12 protein-coding genes are annotated in these 16,668 nt (G+C 72.9%); 9 read left to right on the forward strand and 3 right to left on the reverse strand.

Annotated elements, in window-relative coordinates:
* Window positions 1-1,356, reverse strand: a complete 1,356-nt coding sequence (locus IAG42_RS05780) for an ABC transporter substrate-binding protein (RefSeq protein ID WP_188335933.1) — start codon at window positions 1,354-1,356, stop codon at window positions 1-3.
* Window positions 1,357-1,531: 175 nt separating this feature from the next.
* Here IAG42_RS05780 and gcvPA point away from each other — a divergent pair, with 175 nt between their 5' ends.
* From gcvPA to IAG42_RS05810, 6 genes are all read left to right on the forward strand, one after another.
* Window positions 1,532-2,935: an aminomethyl-transferring glycine dehydrogenase subunit GcvPA gene (gene gcvPA / locus IAG42_RS05785; protein WP_188335934.1), complete on the forward strand. Its 1,404-nt coding sequence runs from the start codon at window positions 1,532-1,534 to the stop codon at window positions 2,933-2,935.
* Window positions 2,932-4,521 carry an aminomethyl-transferring glycine dehydrogenase subunit GcvPB gene (gene gcvPB, locus IAG42_RS05790; protein ID WP_188335935.1) on the forward strand — a complete coding sequence of 530 codons (1,590 nt, stop codon included), beginning with the start codon at window positions 2,932-2,934 and terminating at the stop codon, window positions 4,519-4,521. Before gcvPA ends, gcvPB begins: the two co-directional genes overlap by 4 nt.
* Window positions 4,518-5,672 (forward strand): ATP-NAD kinase family protein, encoded by a 1,155-nt coding sequence (locus IAG42_RS05795; RefSeq protein ID WP_223205877.1) that lies wholly within the window; start codon window positions 4,518-4,520, stop codon window positions 5,670-5,672. The genes gcvPB and IAG42_RS05795 overlap by 4 nt, the downstream gene beginning before the upstream one ends.
* Before the next feature lie 34 nt (window positions 5,673-5,706).
* Complete coding sequence (locus IAG42_RS05800; protein ID WP_188335936.1) at window positions 5,707-6,453, forward strand: SDR family NAD(P)-dependent oxidoreductase; 747 nt, start codon at window positions 5,707-5,709, stop codon at window positions 6,451-6,453.
* Between the two features lie 50 nt (window positions 6,454-6,503).
* Window positions 6,504-7,145, forward strand: a complete 642-nt coding sequence (locus IAG42_RS05805; RefSeq protein WP_188335937.1) for a GntR family transcriptional regulator — start codon at window positions 6,504-6,506, stop codon at window positions 7,143-7,145.
* A gap of 188 nt (window positions 7,146-7,333) precedes the next feature.
* Window positions 7,334-9,976, forward strand: coding sequence for a glycoside hydrolase family 31 protein (locus tag IAG42_RS05810; protein ID WP_223205878.1), 2,643 nt, complete (start codon window positions 7,334-7,336; stop codon window positions 9,974-9,976).
* 36 nt (window positions 9,977-10,012) lie between these two features.
* Here IAG42_RS05810 and IAG42_RS05815 read toward each other — a convergent pair whose 3' ends face one another.
* Window positions 10,013-10,264: a hypothetical protein gene (locus IAG42_RS05815; RefSeq protein WP_188335938.1), complete on the reverse strand. Its 252-nt coding sequence runs from the start codon at window positions 10,262-10,264 to the stop codon at window positions 10,013-10,015.
* Window positions 10,265-11,225: 961 nt separating this feature from the next.
* On the opposite strand from IAG42_RS05815, the gene IAG42_RS05820 reads away from it, so the two are divergent.
* The gene (locus tag IAG42_RS05820; protein WP_223205879.1) at window positions 11,226-12,326 is read left to right on the forward strand and encodes a type VII secretion protein; all 1,101 of its coding nucleotides are present in this window, start codon (window positions 11,226-11,228) and stop codon (window positions 12,324-12,326) included.
* A gap of 20 nt (window positions 12,327-12,346) precedes the next feature.
* Here the strand turns inward: IAG42_RS05820 and IAG42_RS05825 are convergent, their stop codons facing one another.
* The gene (locus IAG42_RS05825) at window positions 12,347-12,871 is read right to left on the reverse strand and encodes a hypothetical protein (RefSeq protein WP_188335939.1); all 525 of its coding nucleotides are present in this window, start codon (window positions 12,869-12,871) and stop codon (window positions 12,347-12,349) included.
* Between the two features lie 208 nt (window positions 12,872-13,079).
* On the opposite strand from IAG42_RS05825, the gene IAG42_RS05830 reads away from it, so the two are divergent.
* Window positions 13,080-15,119, forward strand: coding sequence for an ATP-binding protein (locus IAG42_RS05830; RefSeq protein WP_188335940.1), 2,040 nt, complete (start codon window positions 13,080-13,082; stop codon window positions 15,117-15,119).
* A complete protein-coding gene (locus IAG42_RS05835) occupies window positions 15,113-16,648 on the forward strand; it encodes an ABC transporter substrate-binding protein (protein ID WP_188335941.1) in 1,536 nt (511 codons plus the stop codon). The genes IAG42_RS05830 and IAG42_RS05835 overlap by 7 nt, the downstream gene beginning before the upstream one ends.
* Window positions 16,649-16,668 lie beyond the last annotated feature (20 nt).

The following is a 16,668-nucleotide window of genomic DNA, read 5'->3' on the forward strand; positions in this document are numbered from 1 at the left end:
CTAGGCCACCTTCTTCCGTTTGGTGGCCTCGGCGAGCTGGTCGGCGGCGGAGGCGAGCGCAGCCTTCGGGTCCTTGCCGCGCAGCATCACGGCGTTGACGGCGGCGGTGGCGATGTCGCCCGCCTTGGCGTCGTCGTCGGTGTACTCGACGGGCGGGATGTTCTGGGCGAGGCGAGCGAAGACGGCGTTGGCGCGCTGCCCGCCGAAGTACTCCTGCGGTTCGCTCAGGTACGGGTCCTCGAGGGCGGGCAGGTAGGCGGGGAAGAGGCCCTCGCGTTTGAGCATGGAGACCTGGTTGGCCTTGCCGGTGAGCAGGAAGCGGATGAACTCCCAGGCCAGGTCCGCGTTCTTGGTCTGGGCGGGGACGCAGAGGGCGGAGCCGCCGATGTTGGAGGTGCGGACGCCGTCGGCGGTGAAGCCGGGCAGCGGGACGACGCCGAACTTCCCCTTCAGCTCCGGCATCTCGGCGGTCAGCGTGCCGGTCCACCAGGCGGCCGTGGGCGTGGTGGCGACCTTGCCCTCCTTGGTGGCGGTGACGAGCCCGTCCCAGCCCTTCTCGTAGGAGACGAGACCGTGCTCGGCGAGGTCGCGCATGACGGTCATGGCCTTGAGCGCGGCGGGGGTGTCGAGGGCGACGCGGCCGCCCTTGAAGTAGGACTGGCCCTGCTGCTGGAGCAGCATGGGGAGGATCCCGGAGTCGGTGGAGTCCATGACCAGGAGCTTGTGTCCGGTGGCCTTCTTGATCCGGATGCCGGCCTTGACGTAGTCGTCCCAGGTGCGCAGGGAGTCGGGGCTCACGCCTGCCGCGCGCAGGTGGTCGGCGCGGTGGTAGAGGGCGCAGGGGCCGATGTCCCAGGGCAGGGCGAAGACCTTGTCGCCGTCCGGGCCCCCGGTCACGGTGCGCCAGGCGGCGCGGTCGAAGTCGCCGCCGTAGCGGCCGCCGAGAGCCGCCAGGTCGTAGAAGCCGGTGGGGAAGTTGGCGGTGTAGCGGGGCAGGTAGCTGCCCTCCATGGTGAGCACGTCGGGCAGGCCTCTGCCGCCGCGCAGGCCCACGGTGATCTTGTCGTAGGCGTTGTCGTAGCCGATGTCGACGACCTTGATCTTCGTGCCGGGGTGTCTGGCCTCGAAGGTGCGGCCGAGCCGTTTCATGGCCGTGGCGGCGACGTCCCACGACCAGACGGTGATCGTGCCCGAGAGTTTCGGGCGGTCGCCGGTCTTGCCGTCCTTGCCGCCGAGTTCGCGCGTCTCGCCTCCGCCGCCTCCCGAGCCGCCCATGGCACAGCCCGTGAGCAGGGCGGATGCCGATGCGGTGAGACCCGTGGCCAGAACGCTGCGCCGGGTGGGTGCTGTTGACACTCTTGCCTCCTGGAGCCTGAATGCCTAATGCTGTATTCAGAACACTGAATGACGGACCCGGCCGTCAAGAGGCGTACACACAAAGTTCTCCCGGCCCCGCCGAGCCCGCGCCCCGGGCCGGCACCCGGCCGCCCCCTCCGACTCCCCCGGCTTCCGCCCACCCGAAAGGCGAGGCATGACGTCGTCCCAGGCCCAGGCCTTCGAACCCTTTGAGCCAACTCCGCATCCGTACATCCCGAACGCCGTGCCCGCCGTACGGCAGGCGATGCTCGACGCGATCGGCGCCGCGAGCGTCGAGGAGTTCTACGCGGACATCCCCGACGGGATCCGGCTCCACCGCCCGCTGAACCTGCCGGCGCCGCTGCGCTCCGAGGCCGAGCTGACCCGGCACATGGAGCGGCTGCTCGGCCGCAACACGACGACCCGCGAGGCCCTGAGCTTCCTCGGCGCGGGCTGCTACCAGCACCACGTGCCGGCCGTCGTCGACGAGATCGTCGACCGCAGCGAGTTCCTGACGGCCTACGCGGGCGAGCCCTACGAGGACCACGGGCGCTTCCAGGCCCTGTGGGAGTACCAGTCGATGATGGCCGAGTTGCTCGACGTCGAGGTCGTCAACGTGCCGGTGTACGACGGCTTCCAGGCCGCGGGCACCGCGCTGCGCATGGCCGGACGCGTCACGGGCCGCCGCCGGCTCGTGATCGCCTCCTCGGTCGGCGCCGACGAGCTGTCCCGGATCCGTGACTACGTGCGCCCCGACCACGACGTGACCGTCGTCCCGGTCGACCCCGCGACGGGCGGAGCCGACCTGGCCGCCGTACGGGAGGCGCTCGCCGGGGGCGAGGTCGCCGCCGTGTACGCGCAGGCCCCCTCCGCGCTCGGCGTGATCGACGCGGGCCTGCCGGACCTGGCCGAACTCGCGCACGCCGCCGGCGCGTTGTACGTCGTCGGCTGCAATCCGATCACGCTCGGGGTGCTCGCTCCCCCGTCCTCGTACGGCGCCGACATCGCGTGCGGGGACATCCAGCCGCTCGGCATCCACCAGAGCTTCGGCGGGGGCAACGCCGGGTTCATCGCCACCCGCGACGAGGAGCGGCTCGTCGCCGAGTACCCCTCGCGCCTGTTCGGGCTCGTGCCCACCGAGGTCGAGGGCGAGTACGGCTTCGGCGACGTCGCGTACGAGCGCACGTCCTTCGCCCAGCGGGAGGAGGGCAAGGAGTGGGTGGGCACCGCCGCCGCGCTGCACGGCATCGGCGCCGGGGTGTACCTCGCGCTGATGGGCCCGCAGGGCATGCGGGACATCGGCGACACGATCCTGCGGCTCACCGCGTACGCGCGCGCCCGGCTGTCCCAAGTACCGGGGATCGAGGTGCCGTTCGGCGACACTCCGCACTTCGCCGACTTCACGGTCCGGTACACGGGCTCGCGCTCGGCGGCCGAGATCCGCACCGATCTGCGCGGGCACGGCATCTTCGGCGGGGTGCCCACCGGGGAGCGCACGGCCGCGTTCTGCGTGACCGAGGTGCACACCAAGGCCGACATCGACCTGCTCGCCGCCACGCTGGAGGAGATCGTCAAGTGACCGCCCACACCACGCCCGCGCCCGTCTCCCCCGACCAGGCGCGGATCGCCCCGAAGCCCGCGCTGCGCCGCTTCCACCAGGCGTCCTGGGACGAGAAGCTGATCTTCGAGCTGGGCTCGCCCGGCGAGCGCGGCGTCCTCGTCCCCGAGGCCGACCCCGCGCTCCCCGCTCCCGAACTGCCCGCCGCCCTGCGCCGCGCCGAGCCGCCCGCCCTCCCCGAGATGTCCCAACAGCAGGTCCTGCGGCACTACTTGCGCCTCTCGCAGGAGAACCTCGGCGCCGACCTCAACATCGACGTCGGCCAGGGCACCTGCACGATGAAGTACAGCCCGAAGGTCAACGACCGGTTCGTGCGCGACCCGCGGATCGCCGCCCTGCATCCGCTCCAGGAGGAGGAGACCGTCCAGGGCGTGCTGCGGATCATCCACGAGCTGGAAGGTCTGCTGAAGGAGATCTCCGGCATGGACCGGGTCTCGCTCCAGCCGGGCGCCGGGTCCGCCGCGATCTACACCAACGTGGCGATGATCCGCGCCTACTTCGCGGCGCGCGGCGAGCTGGAGCAGCGCGACGAGGTCATCACGACGATCTTCTCGCACCCCTCGAACGCGGCCTGCGCGAAGACCGCCGGGTTCAAGGTGATCACCCTGCACCCGGACGCGGACGGCTACCCGGACATCGAGGCCCTCAAGGCCGCCGTCGGACCGCGCACCGCCGCCCTCCTGATCACCAACCCGGAGGACACGGGCATCTACAACCCGCGCATCGAGGAGTTCGTCCGCATCGTGCACGAGGCCGGCGGCCTGTGCTCCTACGACCAGGCGAACGCCAACGGCATCCTCGGCATCACGCGGGCCCGCGACGCCGGGTTCGACCTGTGCCACTTCAACCTGCACAAGACGTTCTCCACCCCGCACGCCTGCGGCGGCCCGGCGGCCGGCGCCTGCGCGGTCACCGCCGACCTGGCCCCCTATCTCCCGGTCCCCACCGTCGAGTTCGACGGCGAGCGCTACCGGCTCGACGACGACCGTCCCGAGTCGGTCGGCAAGATGCGCCCCTTCTACGGCGTCGTCCCGAACCTGGTCCGCGCCTACGCCTGGATCATGTCGCTCGGCGCCGACGGCCTGCGCGCGGCGGCCGAGACGGCCGTCCTCAACAACAACTACCTGCTCCACAAGGTCCGGCAGATCCCCGGCGTCGAGATCCCCTACGCCGAGGGCCGCCCCCGCGTCGAACAGGTCCGCTACAGCTGGCGCAAGCTGTACGAGGACACGGGCGTCCACTCCGAGGACCTCGGGCTGCGCGCGGCCGACTTCGGCACGCACTACTGGACCAGCCACCACCCGTACGTCGTGCCGGAGCCGATGACGCTGGAGCCGACCGAGTCGTACACCCGGGCCGACCTGGACGAGTACGCGGCGATCCTCGCGGAGGTCGCCCGGGAGGCCTACGAGGAACCGGAGACGGTCCGCACCGCGCCGCACCGCTCGACGGTCCACCGGGTGCGCCCCGAGGCCCTGGACGATCCGTCGACCTGGGCGGTGTCCTGGCGCGCCTACCGCCGCAAGATCCTCGGCGAACCCTCGTGACACGGCCCCGCGTCGGCCTCGTGGTCAATCCGGTCGCCGGTCTCGGCGGCCGGGTCGGTCTCGGCGGCACCGACGGCCCGGAGCGTCCGCGGCGCGCCCTCGAACTGGGCGCGGTCCCGCGGGCCTCGGCCCGCGCCGAGGAGGCCCTGGCCGAGATCCGGGCCCGCGGGTGCGCCCCGGTGATCGTGACCGCCCCGGGAGCCATGGGCGAGGAGGCGGCCCGGGGAGCGGGCCTCGACGTGGAGACGGTCCCGGCACCTCGCTCCGGTGTGCCGGGCCCGCTCGGCACCACCGCCGAGGACACCGTCGCCGCCGTCCGGGCCGTCGTCGCCGCGGGGGTCGGCCTGTTGCTCTTCGCCGGGGGCGACGGGACCGCGCGGGACGTGGCCCGGGCGCTCGACGGCGCCCCGTGCGTGGTGCTCGGGGTGCCGACCGGGGTCAAGATGCACTCGGCCGTGTTCGCCGTCGGACCGCGCGCCGCCGGGGAGGTCGCGGCCGCGCGGCTCGGCGGGGCCGCGCCCGGGGTCCGGGACGCGGAGGTCATGGACCGGGACGAGGAGGCATTGCGCGCGGGCCGCACCGCGTCCCGGCTGTACGGCTGGCTCACCGTGCCCGACGTCCCGGCCCGGGTGCAGCAGCGCAAGACGGGCAGCGCCTCGGCCGCGTACGACACGAGCGGCGGGATCGCGGCCGAGCTCGTCGGGCGTGCGGGCGACGGGCTGCTCGTGCTCGGGCCCGGCACGACGACCCGCGCGGTCGCGGCGGCGCTCGGCGCGGACGCCTCCCTGGCGGGCGTCGACGTGCTCGACCTGCGCGGCGGGCAGGCCGTCGTCGTGGCGAAGGACGCGTCGGAGGCCGAGATCCTCGCGCGCCTCGACCCGGCGCGGCCCTGCCATGTGGTCGTCTCGCCCATCGGCGGGCAGGGTTTCCTGCTCGGCCGGGGCAACCAGCAGATCTCGCCGCGGGTGCTGCGCGCGGCGGGCGGGCGCGGCGGGCTGCTCGTGGTGTGCACGGAGGGGAAGCTCGCCGCGCTCCAGGGCCGTCCGCTGCTCGTCGACACGGGCGACCGCGCCCTCGACGCCGAACTGACCGGCCACGTCCGGGTGGTCACCGGGCACCGCCGGATCTCCCTCTACCGAACCGAAGCCTGAATCTCTCTGTCTACAGCGTCTCCAGGAGGACACGATGATCTCTCTCGACGGCAAGCGCGCGATCGTCACCGGCGCCGGCGCCGGCATCGGCCGGGCCACCGCCCAGGTCCTCGCCGAGCTGGGTGCCCGGGTGGTCGTCGCCGACATCGACGCGGACGGCGGCGAGCAGACGGCGAAGGACGTCGGCGGCACGTTCGTGCGGTGCGACGTGTCGCGGCGCGAGGACTGCGAGGCGGTCGTGGCGACGGCCGAGGACCGGTTCGGCGGCGTCGACGTGCTGTTCAACAACGCGGGCGTCATCCGCCGCTCCACGGTCTGCGAGATCACCGAGGACGACTGGGACCTCGTGATGGCGGTGAACGTCCGCTCGATCCTGCTGATGAGCCGGCTCGTCATCCCCGGCATGGCGGCGCGGGGCGGCGGTTCGATCGTCAACACCGGCTCCGGGTGGGGCATATCGGGCGGCGCGCGGGCCGTCTCGTACTGCGCGTCGAAGGGCGCGGTCGTCAACATGACCCGCGCGATGGCCATCGACCACGGCCCGGACAACATCCGGGTGAACTGCGTCTGCCCCGGGGACACCGCCACCGGGATGCTCGCCGAGGAGGCGCGGCAGCTCGGCGAGAGTGCCGACGCGTTCTACGCGGACGCCGCCGACCGGCCGCTCGGCCGGATCGGGCAGCCCCGGGACATCGGGCAGACGGTCGCGTTCCTCGCCTCGGACGCGTCGGCGTTCATCAGCGGCGCGATCATCCCGGTGGACGGCGCCGGTACCGCCTGACCGGCGGCGTGGCGGATAATCGACCGGACCGAATGGGGAGGGCTGCCGAGATGCCGATCGAGAACCGACCGTTGCGTGAGCAGGTGAAGGAGGAACTGCTCAGGCGCCTAGGCAGCGGCACGATCGCGACGAGCGAGCCGATCAACGAGGGACAGCTCGCCACCGAGCTCGGCGTGAGCCGCACGCCGCTGCGCGAGGCCCTGATCACGCTGGAGCGCGAGGGCGTGATCACCAGCGAGCGCGGCAAGGGCTTCCGCTTCACGCCGCTCAGCGCGCAGGAGTTCCGGGACCTGACGGCGATCGTCGCGACCCTGGAGGCGCTCGCGCTGCGCTCGAGCGCCCCGGACCATCTGGCGGAGATCGCGCCGCGCCTGCTGGAGGAGGCCCGCGCGTTCTCCGCCCCGCAGGCCCCGCACGACGTCATAGAGCGCTACGACGACGCGTGGCACGACCTGCTCCTGTCGGGCTGCGCCAACGGGCGGCTGATGCAGCTGATCACGTCCCTGAAGCTCACGATGCACCGCTACGAGCGGGTGGCGCTCGGCGACCAGGACGTCCTGGAGCGCTCGGCCGTGGAACACGAGCGGATCGCCGAGTGCCTCCAGAGCGGCGACCTGGACGCAGCGGTGACGGCGCTCCAGGAGAACTGGAACAGCGGGATGGACCGCATCCTGGAGCGTCTGAAGGACTGAGCGCCCTCCTGGCGGTCCGCGGAAGGGGCCCGGCGTCGTGACGCCGGGCCCCTTCCTGCGCTTTCGGTTGACATGAACCTGCGTGACGCGGAAATCTTCACTCCGACTCTTGCGCGAAGCTGCACGCTGGCCGCAAGTTTCAAGCACAAGTAAACAACTGCTGGTCGTTCTGAGTGGAGACGCGCCACATGCGACAACCGCACCAACGACAACCGCACCGCAGAGCCAGAGCCCTCGCCGCCTGGACCACCACCGCCCTCGCGGCGGCGCTGCTCGCGGCGCCCGCCCAGGACGCGGGCGCCGCCACCCCCGGCAGCGGCAGCCTCGACGCCGAGCACAAGAGCGTCACCTGGCAGAGCCCCACGTACGCGGCGGGCACGGTCGACAGCCCCTCGAAGTGCCCGACGGCCGCCGAGGATCCGGACGGCAAGGTCTGCGACCGCTTCGACCTGAAGGTGTCCGTCCCGGACGGGTACTGGGACGACAACCCCGAGGGCGGCGTCCCCGTCTCGATCGAGTGGGCCGAGCGCCCCACCGACGACTTCGACATGTACATCTACGACGACGCGGGCAAGCAGGTCGCCTCCAGCGCGGGCACCGCCGACCCCGAGGCGACCGTCATCCCGAAGGCGAACGGCACGTACCACGTCGTGGTCGTGCCGTACGACGTGCACGACAACTCCTTCGTCGGCAAGGCGTATCTCCCCGAGACCACCGACGCGGGCGACCTGACCGCCTTCGAGGGCGGCGACGGACGGTACGAGATCGCCGCCGGCGGGCTCAAGGCCCGCGCCGACTTCCTGAAGGGCGGTCAACTCCGGCTCCAGGCCGACCCGTCGGGCTCCTTCAGCGACCCGGCCGGCTCGCAGATCGTGCGCGAGCAGCCCGCCTTGAACACCCGCACGTCGTCCTTCGACGCGGGCGCCTACTACGGCATCCGCTCCGCCGACGCCGTCCTGCGCGTCTACAAGAAGCCCCTGCGCTTCGGCCTGTACAAGGCGGACAACAAGACCCGCGTGTGGCAGGAGGACAAGCCGCTGCGCTGGTCCACGGGCGGCATGCGGCAGAGCCTCCAGCGCGCCGCGGACGAGCAGTTCTTCGGCGGCGGCGAACAGAACGGCTCGTTCTCGCACCGGGACAAGACGGTCCGCGTCGCCAACAACACGGACTGGAACGAGGGCGGCTACCCCAACTCCCAGCCGTTCTACCTCTCTTCGGCGGGCTACGGCGTCTACCGGAACACGTTCGCGCCCGGTGTCTACGACTTCGGCCCCTCGGTCCACACCGGCCAGCAGGAGCGCCGCCTCGACGCGTACTACTTCCTCGGTGACGCCAAGCAGGTCATCGGCAAGTACACGTCGCTCGTCGGCAAGCCGTTCATGCCGCCGGTCTACGGCCTCGAACCGGGCGACGCCGACTGCTACCTCCACAACGCGAACCAGGGCGAGCGCCACACCCTCGACTCCCTGAAGGTCGCCGACGGGTACGTCCAGAACCAGATGCCGCTCGGCTGGATGCTCGTCAACGACGGATACGGCTGCGGCTACGAGAACCTCGCCGAGACCGCCAAGGGCCTCCAGGAGCGCGGCGCCCAGCTCGGCCTGTGGACGCAGGACGGCATCGACAAGCTCGCCGACCAGGTCAAGGCCGGCCAGCGGGTCGCCAAGCTCGACGTCGCCTGGGTCGGCAACGGCTACGGCATGGCCCTCGACGCCTGCGACCGGGCGAAGGCCGGCATCGAGGACAACAGCGACGCGCGCGGCTTCGTGTGGATGCCGGTGTCGTGGGCGGGCGCCCAGCGCTGCGCCGTCCTGTGGTCCGGCGACCAGAAGCTGTCCTGGGACTTCGTGCGCTGGCAGATCCCCACGTACGCGGGCGCGACGCTGTCCGGCATCGCGTACAACACCGGCGACGTGGGCTCCATCTACTCCCACGACGCCAAGATGTACGCCCGCGACCTCCAGGCCAAGACCTTCCTGCCGGCCATCATGACGATGGACGGCTGGGCCCGGGACCTGACCACCGGCCAGAAGATCAACCAGCAGCCCTGGGTGGACGGCGAGCCCTACACGTCCATCAACCGCAAGTACCTCCAGCTGCGCGAGCGCCTGATGCCGTACCTGTACACGCTGGCGAAGCAGGCCTCCGACACGGGCGTCGGCGGGGTCCGGCCGCTGTGGCTGGAGTACCCGGACGACCCGGCCACGCTGGGCGCGAACGCCAAGTACGAGTACCTGGCCGGCGACGACTTCCTCGTCGCCCCGGTCTACAAGGACTCGGACACGCGTGACGGCATCTACCTGCCCAAGGGCACGTGGACGGACTACTGGACGGGCAAGCAGTACAAGGGCCCGACGACCCTCGACGGCTACCACGCCCCGATCGACACGCTCCCCGTCTTCGTGAAGTCCGGGGCGATCGTGCCGATGTGGCCGAAGGGCACCACGTCCTGGAAGACCCGGGACAAGGCGCAGCTCGGCTGGGACGTGTACGCGGACCGGGGCGGCCGGAGCGCGTACACGCTCTACGAGGACGACGGGGTGACCCGCAAGTTCGCGAAGGGCGAGTCGGCGACGCAGCGCGTGACCCTGGAGTCGGACCGGGACGGCACGGTCCTGAACGTCGGTGCGAGCAACGGCGGTTACACGGGCAAGGCCACCCAACGCGCGTACACCTTCACCGTGCACGGGGCGCCGGAGCCGCACCGGGTGACGGTGGACGGACGGCCGCTCCCGGCCGGTTCGTGGTCGTACGACGCGGCGAAGGACGTGACGACGGTCCGCACGGCGACCCTGCCGACGGACCGGTCGTTCACGGTCCGCCTGAGCTGAGCGAAGGGGTGTGCGGGGCGGCTCGCCCCGCACACCTCAGTCAGCGCGCTCGGACTCGTGCCAGCCGGCGTGCAGCGCGCGGTACTCCTCGGCCGTCGCCTTGGGCACGAAGGTCCCCGGCCCGAACATCGCCTTCGCCAGCCGGGCCCTGACCCGCTGCCGGAAACTGAACCCGCGCGCGCCGCCGGGCTCCAGCGCGTAGGCGACGGGCTGCTCATGCGCCGTCAGCCGATAGAGCTCCCCGCGCGACAGCGGCTCCTGCACCTCGACGACCTCACCGCGCGCCACCCGCCTCACCCGACGGAACAGGAACCACCGATACCCCGTAGTACGCCTGCGTCCGCCCATGCGACTCCCCCTCGGGGCCGATGCGTCCCTCCCAGGGTAGATCCGCGCAAGCCCGGCGGACAGAGGGCCGCGGGAGGCCGTCGGTGCCGGCGTCGGGGTGTGTGGTGTGGGGCTCACCATCTGCTGAGGGTGGTGAGGGGACGGTGAGGGAAGGGGGGTTTGCCTCTGCGATGTGGGGGCGAGCGATAGGATTTCGCGTCCAGCGGTCCGTTCGGGGCCGCTGGTGGTGTACGTGAGTCAGACGGGACCGGGCAGGGGCGCAATGCGGGGGTCAGCCGATGAGATTCGCCGTTCCGACGAGGACGGGTGTGCTGCGGAACCGATTCTTCGCGAACCGGCCGAATCAGCTGAGCCCACTGAAGCGGCCGAGCCAGCCGAACCGGCCGACGCGGCGGGTGCGATGAGCGCCGATGAGTCCGTTGAGCCCGATCAGTCCGTTGAGTCTGTTGAGTCCGATGAGCTCGGTGGGGGCTCCGGCGGGAAGTCTCCGCTCCCCGTCCGCCGGCCGGACGAGCAGCGCCCCAACCCGGGTGACCGCAGCCTGAAGCGCAAGCGGGCGGAGGGTGCGTCCGCCGATCCGGCGCCCGAAGCGCTGCCCGGTGAGGCCACCGTGCGGCCCGCCGTGCCCGAATCCTTGCTGGCCTCGCTGAAGTCGCTGCCGGACGAAGCGGCCGAGGCCACCGCACCCGCCCCGGAATCGGCGCCCGCCTCCGCGGAAGCCCCGGATCCAGCCCCTGCGGCCTTGGACACGGCGCCGCCGGCCGTGCCGGAATCGGCGTCGGACGCCGCCCCGCAGTCCGTACTGTCTTCCTTCGCGCCCCAGTCGCACGACGCCCCCGCGCCCTCCGAGACCCCCGGTGTTCCCGGGGACACGGTAGGCGCGCCCGAGCCGGAGGATGCCGTGCCCGCCGAATTCGCCGCCCCGGTGCCGCCGGAGAATCCGCCGCCCGTGCCCGTGGCGGCGCCCGCACCTGTGTCCGCGCCCCCTGTGCTTCCCGTGCCGCCGCCTCCGGCCCCGTACACGACGCACCAGGCACCCCCGGCGACGGCCGCCGTGCCGGCGGTGCGGCCCGGGGCCGAGCTCGCGTTCCCGGCGCCGGAGTCCGTGCTGACGGTCGATCCGCGGCTCGCGCCCGCCGCGGGCAAGCCGCTCCGCGGGGATTCCGTGGTGCGGCGTACGGGCCGGTCGATCCGGCGGATCACGTCGTCGGACGCCGAGGAAGGCGCGCGGCTGCTGCGCGACCTCCAGCAGCCGACCGGCATCGGCCGCCTCGTGGCCGTGACCTCGATCCGCGGCGGCGTCGGCAAGACGACCGCGGCCGCGCTCGTGGCCCGCTCGCTCCAGATGCACCGCCAGGACCCGGTGCTGGCGCTGGAGGCGGACGCCGCTCTCGGGACGCTCGCGGTGCGGCTCGGCGCCGAGTCGGTGCGCTGGTCGTGCGTGGAGCTGGCCCGGATCCTGACCCCGCGCATGGACCTGCTCGACATCACGGGTTATCTGGTGCCGCTGCCGAACGGCGGCTGGCTGCTCCCCGCGAGCCGGGGCCGGGTCGGCCCGCCGCTGGACGTGCCGACGTACCGCACGGTCACCCTCGCCCTGCGCCGCCACTTCGCGGTGACGGTCGCGGACTGCGAGACGCTGCCCGGCGAGGTGGCGCGGACGGCGATGGACACGGCGCACGCCCGGATCGTGGTCGCCCCGATGACGGTCGAGGGCGTGGGCGGCACGCGTGTGGTGCTCGACTGGCTTGCGGGTCTGCCGAAGTCGGCGCTGCCGTCGACGGTCGTCGCCCTCACCTCGGGCGCCCCGGACCAGAATCTCGACCTGTCCGCGGCCGAGGCCCATCTGCGCGAGACGGGCGTCGGCGTCGTGCACCTGCCCTACGACCGGCACCTCGCGGCGGGCGGCCCGATCCACCCGGAACTGCTCGCCGAGTCCACCCGCCGCGCGGCGGTGCGGCTGGCCGCGGAGGCCGTGCAGCGGGCGGTGTGGGCGCCGTAGCACCCACGTGACCGGCAGGGTCAGCAGCCCCGGCCGATGGGCTCGAAGCTGACCTTCGCGTGGTCCTGTGCCGAGTTGACCTCGCTGTAGACGGACCGCTGGACGTGGAACCAGGCGTCGTCCCGGCCCTTCTTGCCGCCGACGTCGTCCAGCCGGACGCACCAGCGCTCGGGGCGCACGACCCGGGTGTACGTCTCGGTGCCCTTGCGCACCCGGTCGCAGTCGCGGACCTTCTTGGTCGTGTACCAGGTCTTGGTGCGCCCGTTGGTGCGCTTGGTGTGCCGCACGCGCTTGGTGTCGTAGTCGCACTTCTTCACGTAGTGCGGCCGCTTCCCCTTCGCCGTCTTGCGGGTCTGGTGGCGGACGGCGTCGCGCAGGCCGGTCACCTTGCCGCTGTCCGCGGGGCGGGCGTACCCGCTGTCGGTCTTGCCCCCGCCGCGCGCGTCCGCGCCCTTGTCCGAGCCGGAACCTCCGCCGCAGGCCGCGAGCGCGGCCACGAGCACCATCGTCAGTCCGGCGAGGGCCGAACGTCGCTTCAGGGCCATAACTCCTCTTGCTATACACGCCGTCAGGAACCGGCAGCGTAGCCGATGCCCTCGAGGCACCCGCCGCCGCCCCGGATCGGGAAACTCCGCGCTTGCCTTCGATCATCCGAATAACCTTGCGAGGAAAGGGAATTGAAGAGTTCTCGCACGGGTCGGCAGGAGTCGGCCGGGGCCCGCGGGGGCGGGTGCGGCCGGTGGGGGGAGCGGGGTGGCCGAAGACACAGGGGCGACGGGTGGCGGGGCGGGCCGGTCGGAGCGCGACGCGGCGGTGCGCCGGCGCGTCGCCGACGAGATCGACCGGCCGCCGGGTCCGCTGCGCCCGCTGCCGGTCCTGGTGCTGCTCGGCGAGCGCGGCAGCGGCAAGTCCACGCTCACCGCGCATCTGCGCGGCTGGGCCCGCCGGGTGCCGATCGCCGCGCTCGACCTGGAGCCGATCGGCGAACGCGGCGGCACGCGGATCGACGTGCTGACGGAGCTGGCCTTCCAGCTCAGCGCCCGCCACGACGACCTGCCGCAGCTGTCGTTCCCCGCGCTCGGCTCGCTGCTCGCCGCGGTCGGCACGGCCGTGGACGCGCGCAGCCGCGAGCGGGCGGTGCGCGACATGGCGGAGGCGCTGCGCGAGGGCCGGGCACGGGAGTACGCGTACGAGGATCTGCTGGGCATCGCGGACACGGCGGCGCAGGCCGCGGGGCTGCCCGGCTGGACCTCGGCCGTCGTGCCGCTGGTGCAGGGCGGCCTGCGCTCGTGGCGCGGCCTCAAGCTGCGCCGGCGCTTCGCCGAGACGTCCGCGACGGCGCCGGGGCGTGGCGGCACTGCCGACTTCCTGGTGGGCGTGAACCGGCTGTACAACGGCTATCCGGCGCAGCGCGAGGAGGCCGAGCGGGTGCTGCTGGACGCCTTCCTCGCGGACCTGCGCGGCGCGTACGCGTCGAGCCGCGCCGACCGGCTGCGCACCACCCACTGCCTGGCCCTGCTCGACAACGCGGACTCCCCCGTCGGCGAGGCCTTCCTGCAACTGCTGCTCGACGCGCGCGAACGCGCCCGGCGCCCCGACCCGCTGCTCGTCGTGGCCACGGCCCGGCGCCGTCCGGAGGCGCTGGTGCGGGCGGAGACCGGCAGCGGCCGCCGCCCGGAGTACGGGGACAGCTGGCCTCAGCAGGGCGGGTTCGCGCCGCTGGACGCGGGGCCGCTGCGCGCGGGCCGGCTGCGGAACCTGACCCGGCGCGAGGTGGAGGAGCAGGCGGCGGCCACGGTGGACGCGCTGCCGGCCGGTTCGGTCCTGCCGCGCGCGGACAACGCGGTGCAGTGGCTCGGCTGGATCGTGCACGAGCTGACGCGCGGCCATCCCGCGGGCACCGCCCGGGTCCTGGACGTGCTGCGCCGGATGCCGGCGGGGCTGCCGTGGGACGAGCGGGTGCGGCAGTGCCTGGCGCCCGCCGACGGCAGCGTGCGCCCGGAGCCGGTCCTCACGGCGGGCCCCGATCTCCTCGATCGGCTGCTGCGGGACTGCTCGGGGCAGTTGCTGCGGGTGCTGCCCCGGGCCGCGGCGGCGCTCACCCTCGGCCGCGCCGAGACCTGCGAGCCGCTGTGGGAGAACCAGGAGTCGGTGCTGCGCGAGTTCGTGAACCTGAGCGCGGACGATCTGCGCACGGTGCGCGAGCCCGAGGAGGGGCTGCCGGCGCTGCCCCGGCTGACCCGGTTCCTGCTGCTGCGCCGGCTCGACGGGGCGGCCGGCCCGGACGACGACGCGGGGACCTGGACGGGCGCGCACCGCGCGCTGCGCCGGGCCGCCCGGGATCGCGGCGATCTGCGCACGGTCGCCTACCACGATCTGGCCCTGGGCGATCTGCCCGCCGCCGTCGACTTCCTGCGGGAACGTTTCGACGAGACGGGCGCCGACGCGTGGTGCGCGGACCTCGCCTGGATCCAGCGTGCCCCGGCCCGCTGGGCGGGCGCCCCGCCGGAGTCCGCCCGTGAGCGGTACGAGCGGCTGGTGGGGGTCGCCGAGGGGGACGCGGCGCGGCGGGCCATCACCCGGCTGCTCACCGCGGGCTGGATCACCGCGCACCCCCGCCCGGAGGGCGGCGCGCCGCAGCCGTACGCGGACCCGCTGGGCGACCCGTACGCGGAGCTGTACCCGGACATCGCCGAGGAGTTCCTCACGCTGCGCCGGCCGATCGGGGACGAACACGACCGCCATGTGCTGCTGCGCATGGCCCAGCGGTACGAGAGGAAACCGTGGTGGTAGACGAGAGAGGGTTCACGCCACGGCGGCCGCGGCCGCGCCGCTGGCCCTGGGCGCTGCTGTCCGCCGTGGTGCTGGGCGCCGGAGTGTGGCTGCTGGTCTCGCTCCTCGGCGAGGACGGGTCCGGGCACGGCAAGGAGTGCGCGCCGGGCATCTACGAGACCGGCCCGCGCAAGGAGTGCGTGGGCGTCTCGGACGGGTCGTTCGTCTTCGACGACTCCCTCAAGGACGTCATGGCGAAGATCGAGAAGGAGAACGCGCGGGTCGAGGAGTCCGGCAAGAAGTACGTGTCGGTGGTCTACGTGGAACCGCTGACGACCGTGCCGGGCGAGGAGGAGACCAAGTACGGGCTGCGGGCCGAGCTGCTCGGCGCGTATCTCGCGCAGCGCCGGCTCAACGACCCGGACCTGGGCGGCGGCCGCGGCGACCTGCCGCAGATCCGGCTGCTCGTGGGCAATCTGGGGCTGCGTTCGGAGCAGTGGAAGCCGCTCACCGAGGAGGTGATCGCCCGTTCGAAGGGCGAGGACCACGTGGTCGCGGTGGCCGGGTTCGGGCAGAGCCGCGGCGGCACCGGCAAGGCGGTCTCGGAGCTGCGCAGGCAGGGCATCCCGATGATGGGGGCGACGGTCACCGCGGACGGTCTCGCGGACACGGCGGACCCGGGCTTCTTCCGGGTGTCGGCACCCAACCGGGACCAGGCCTCGGGGGCGGTCAACTATCTGCGCGAACAGCAGAAGAAGCACCCCGGGTACAAGGTGGCGGTGATCCGGGACCGGAACACGGACGACATCTACAACACTTCGCTGTACCGGTCGTTCCAGACGGCCGCGCAGAACCGCGGGCTGAAGCTGGAGGGGGTGCCGCTGGAGTTCCTGTCCAGCACGGACGGGGTGTCGAACGCGTTCTCGTCGGTCGCCGACAAGGTGTGCGCGCTCAAGCCCGACGCGGTGTTCTTCGCGGGCCGGGGCCTGAACATCCGCAACTTCATCAACTCGATGTCGGCGCCGGACCGCCGCTGCACGGTCACGCTGCTGACCGGCGACGACGCCCTGGGCGCGTACTACGGGGCGAAGGAGAGCGAGGCGCGCCGCGCCCGGTTCCGTACGGAGTGGCAGGACAGCCGGGTGACCGTGCTGTACACGGCGCTCGGCCACCCGGCGCTCGCGGGCGAGCTGTACGCGAAGGAGAACGATCCGCTGCCGGACTTCGTGGAGCTGTACCGCGCCGAGTTCGGCGGCAGCGCGCAGGCCGTGAACAAGGCGCTGGAGGACGGCCAGTCGGTGCTCGGGCACGACGCGGTGTGGTCGCTCGGCATCGCCGTACGGGCCGCGGCGGGCCCCGACGGCAAGGGCCAGGTGAACCCGGGCGCGACCCTGCAGATGCTGCTCCAGCTCGGCGGCAGCGAAGCGGTGTCGGGCCTGAGCGGCCCGCTGTCCTTCGGCTCGGACGGCAACCCGGACGGCAAGCCGATGGCGCTGGTGCGGATGGAACCGAGCGGGACGTACACGTTCCGGCAGGTGCTCAGGCCCTAGGGCCCCGCGGGCCCAGCCGG

Origin of the sequence: Streptomyces xanthii, assembly GCF_014621695.1 — a bacterium.
GTDB lineage: Bacteria > Actinomycetota > Actinomycetes > Streptomycetales > Streptomycetaceae > Streptomyces > Streptomyces xanthii.

Coding starts and splice junctions, on each gene's coding strand:
- gcvPA (WP_188335934.1), top strand. CDS start 1,532: ATGACGTCGTCCCAGGCCCAGGCCTTCGAACCCTTTGAGCCAACTCCG.
- IAG42_RS05825 (WP_188335939.1), bottom strand. CDS start 12,871: ATGGCCCTGAAGCGACGTTCGGCCCTCGCCGGACTGACGATGGTGCTC.
- IAG42_RS05810 (WP_223205878.1), top strand. CDS start 7,334: ATGCGACAACCGCACCAACGACAACCGCACCGCAGAGCCAGAGCCCTC.
- IAG42_RS05800 (WP_188335936.1), top strand. CDS start 5,707: ATGATCTCTCTCGACGGCAAGCGCGCGATCGTCACCGGCGCCGGCGCC.
- IAG42_RS05805 (WP_188335937.1), top strand. CDS start 6,504: ATGCCGATCGAGAACCGACCGTTGCGTGAGCAGGTGAAGGAGGAACTG.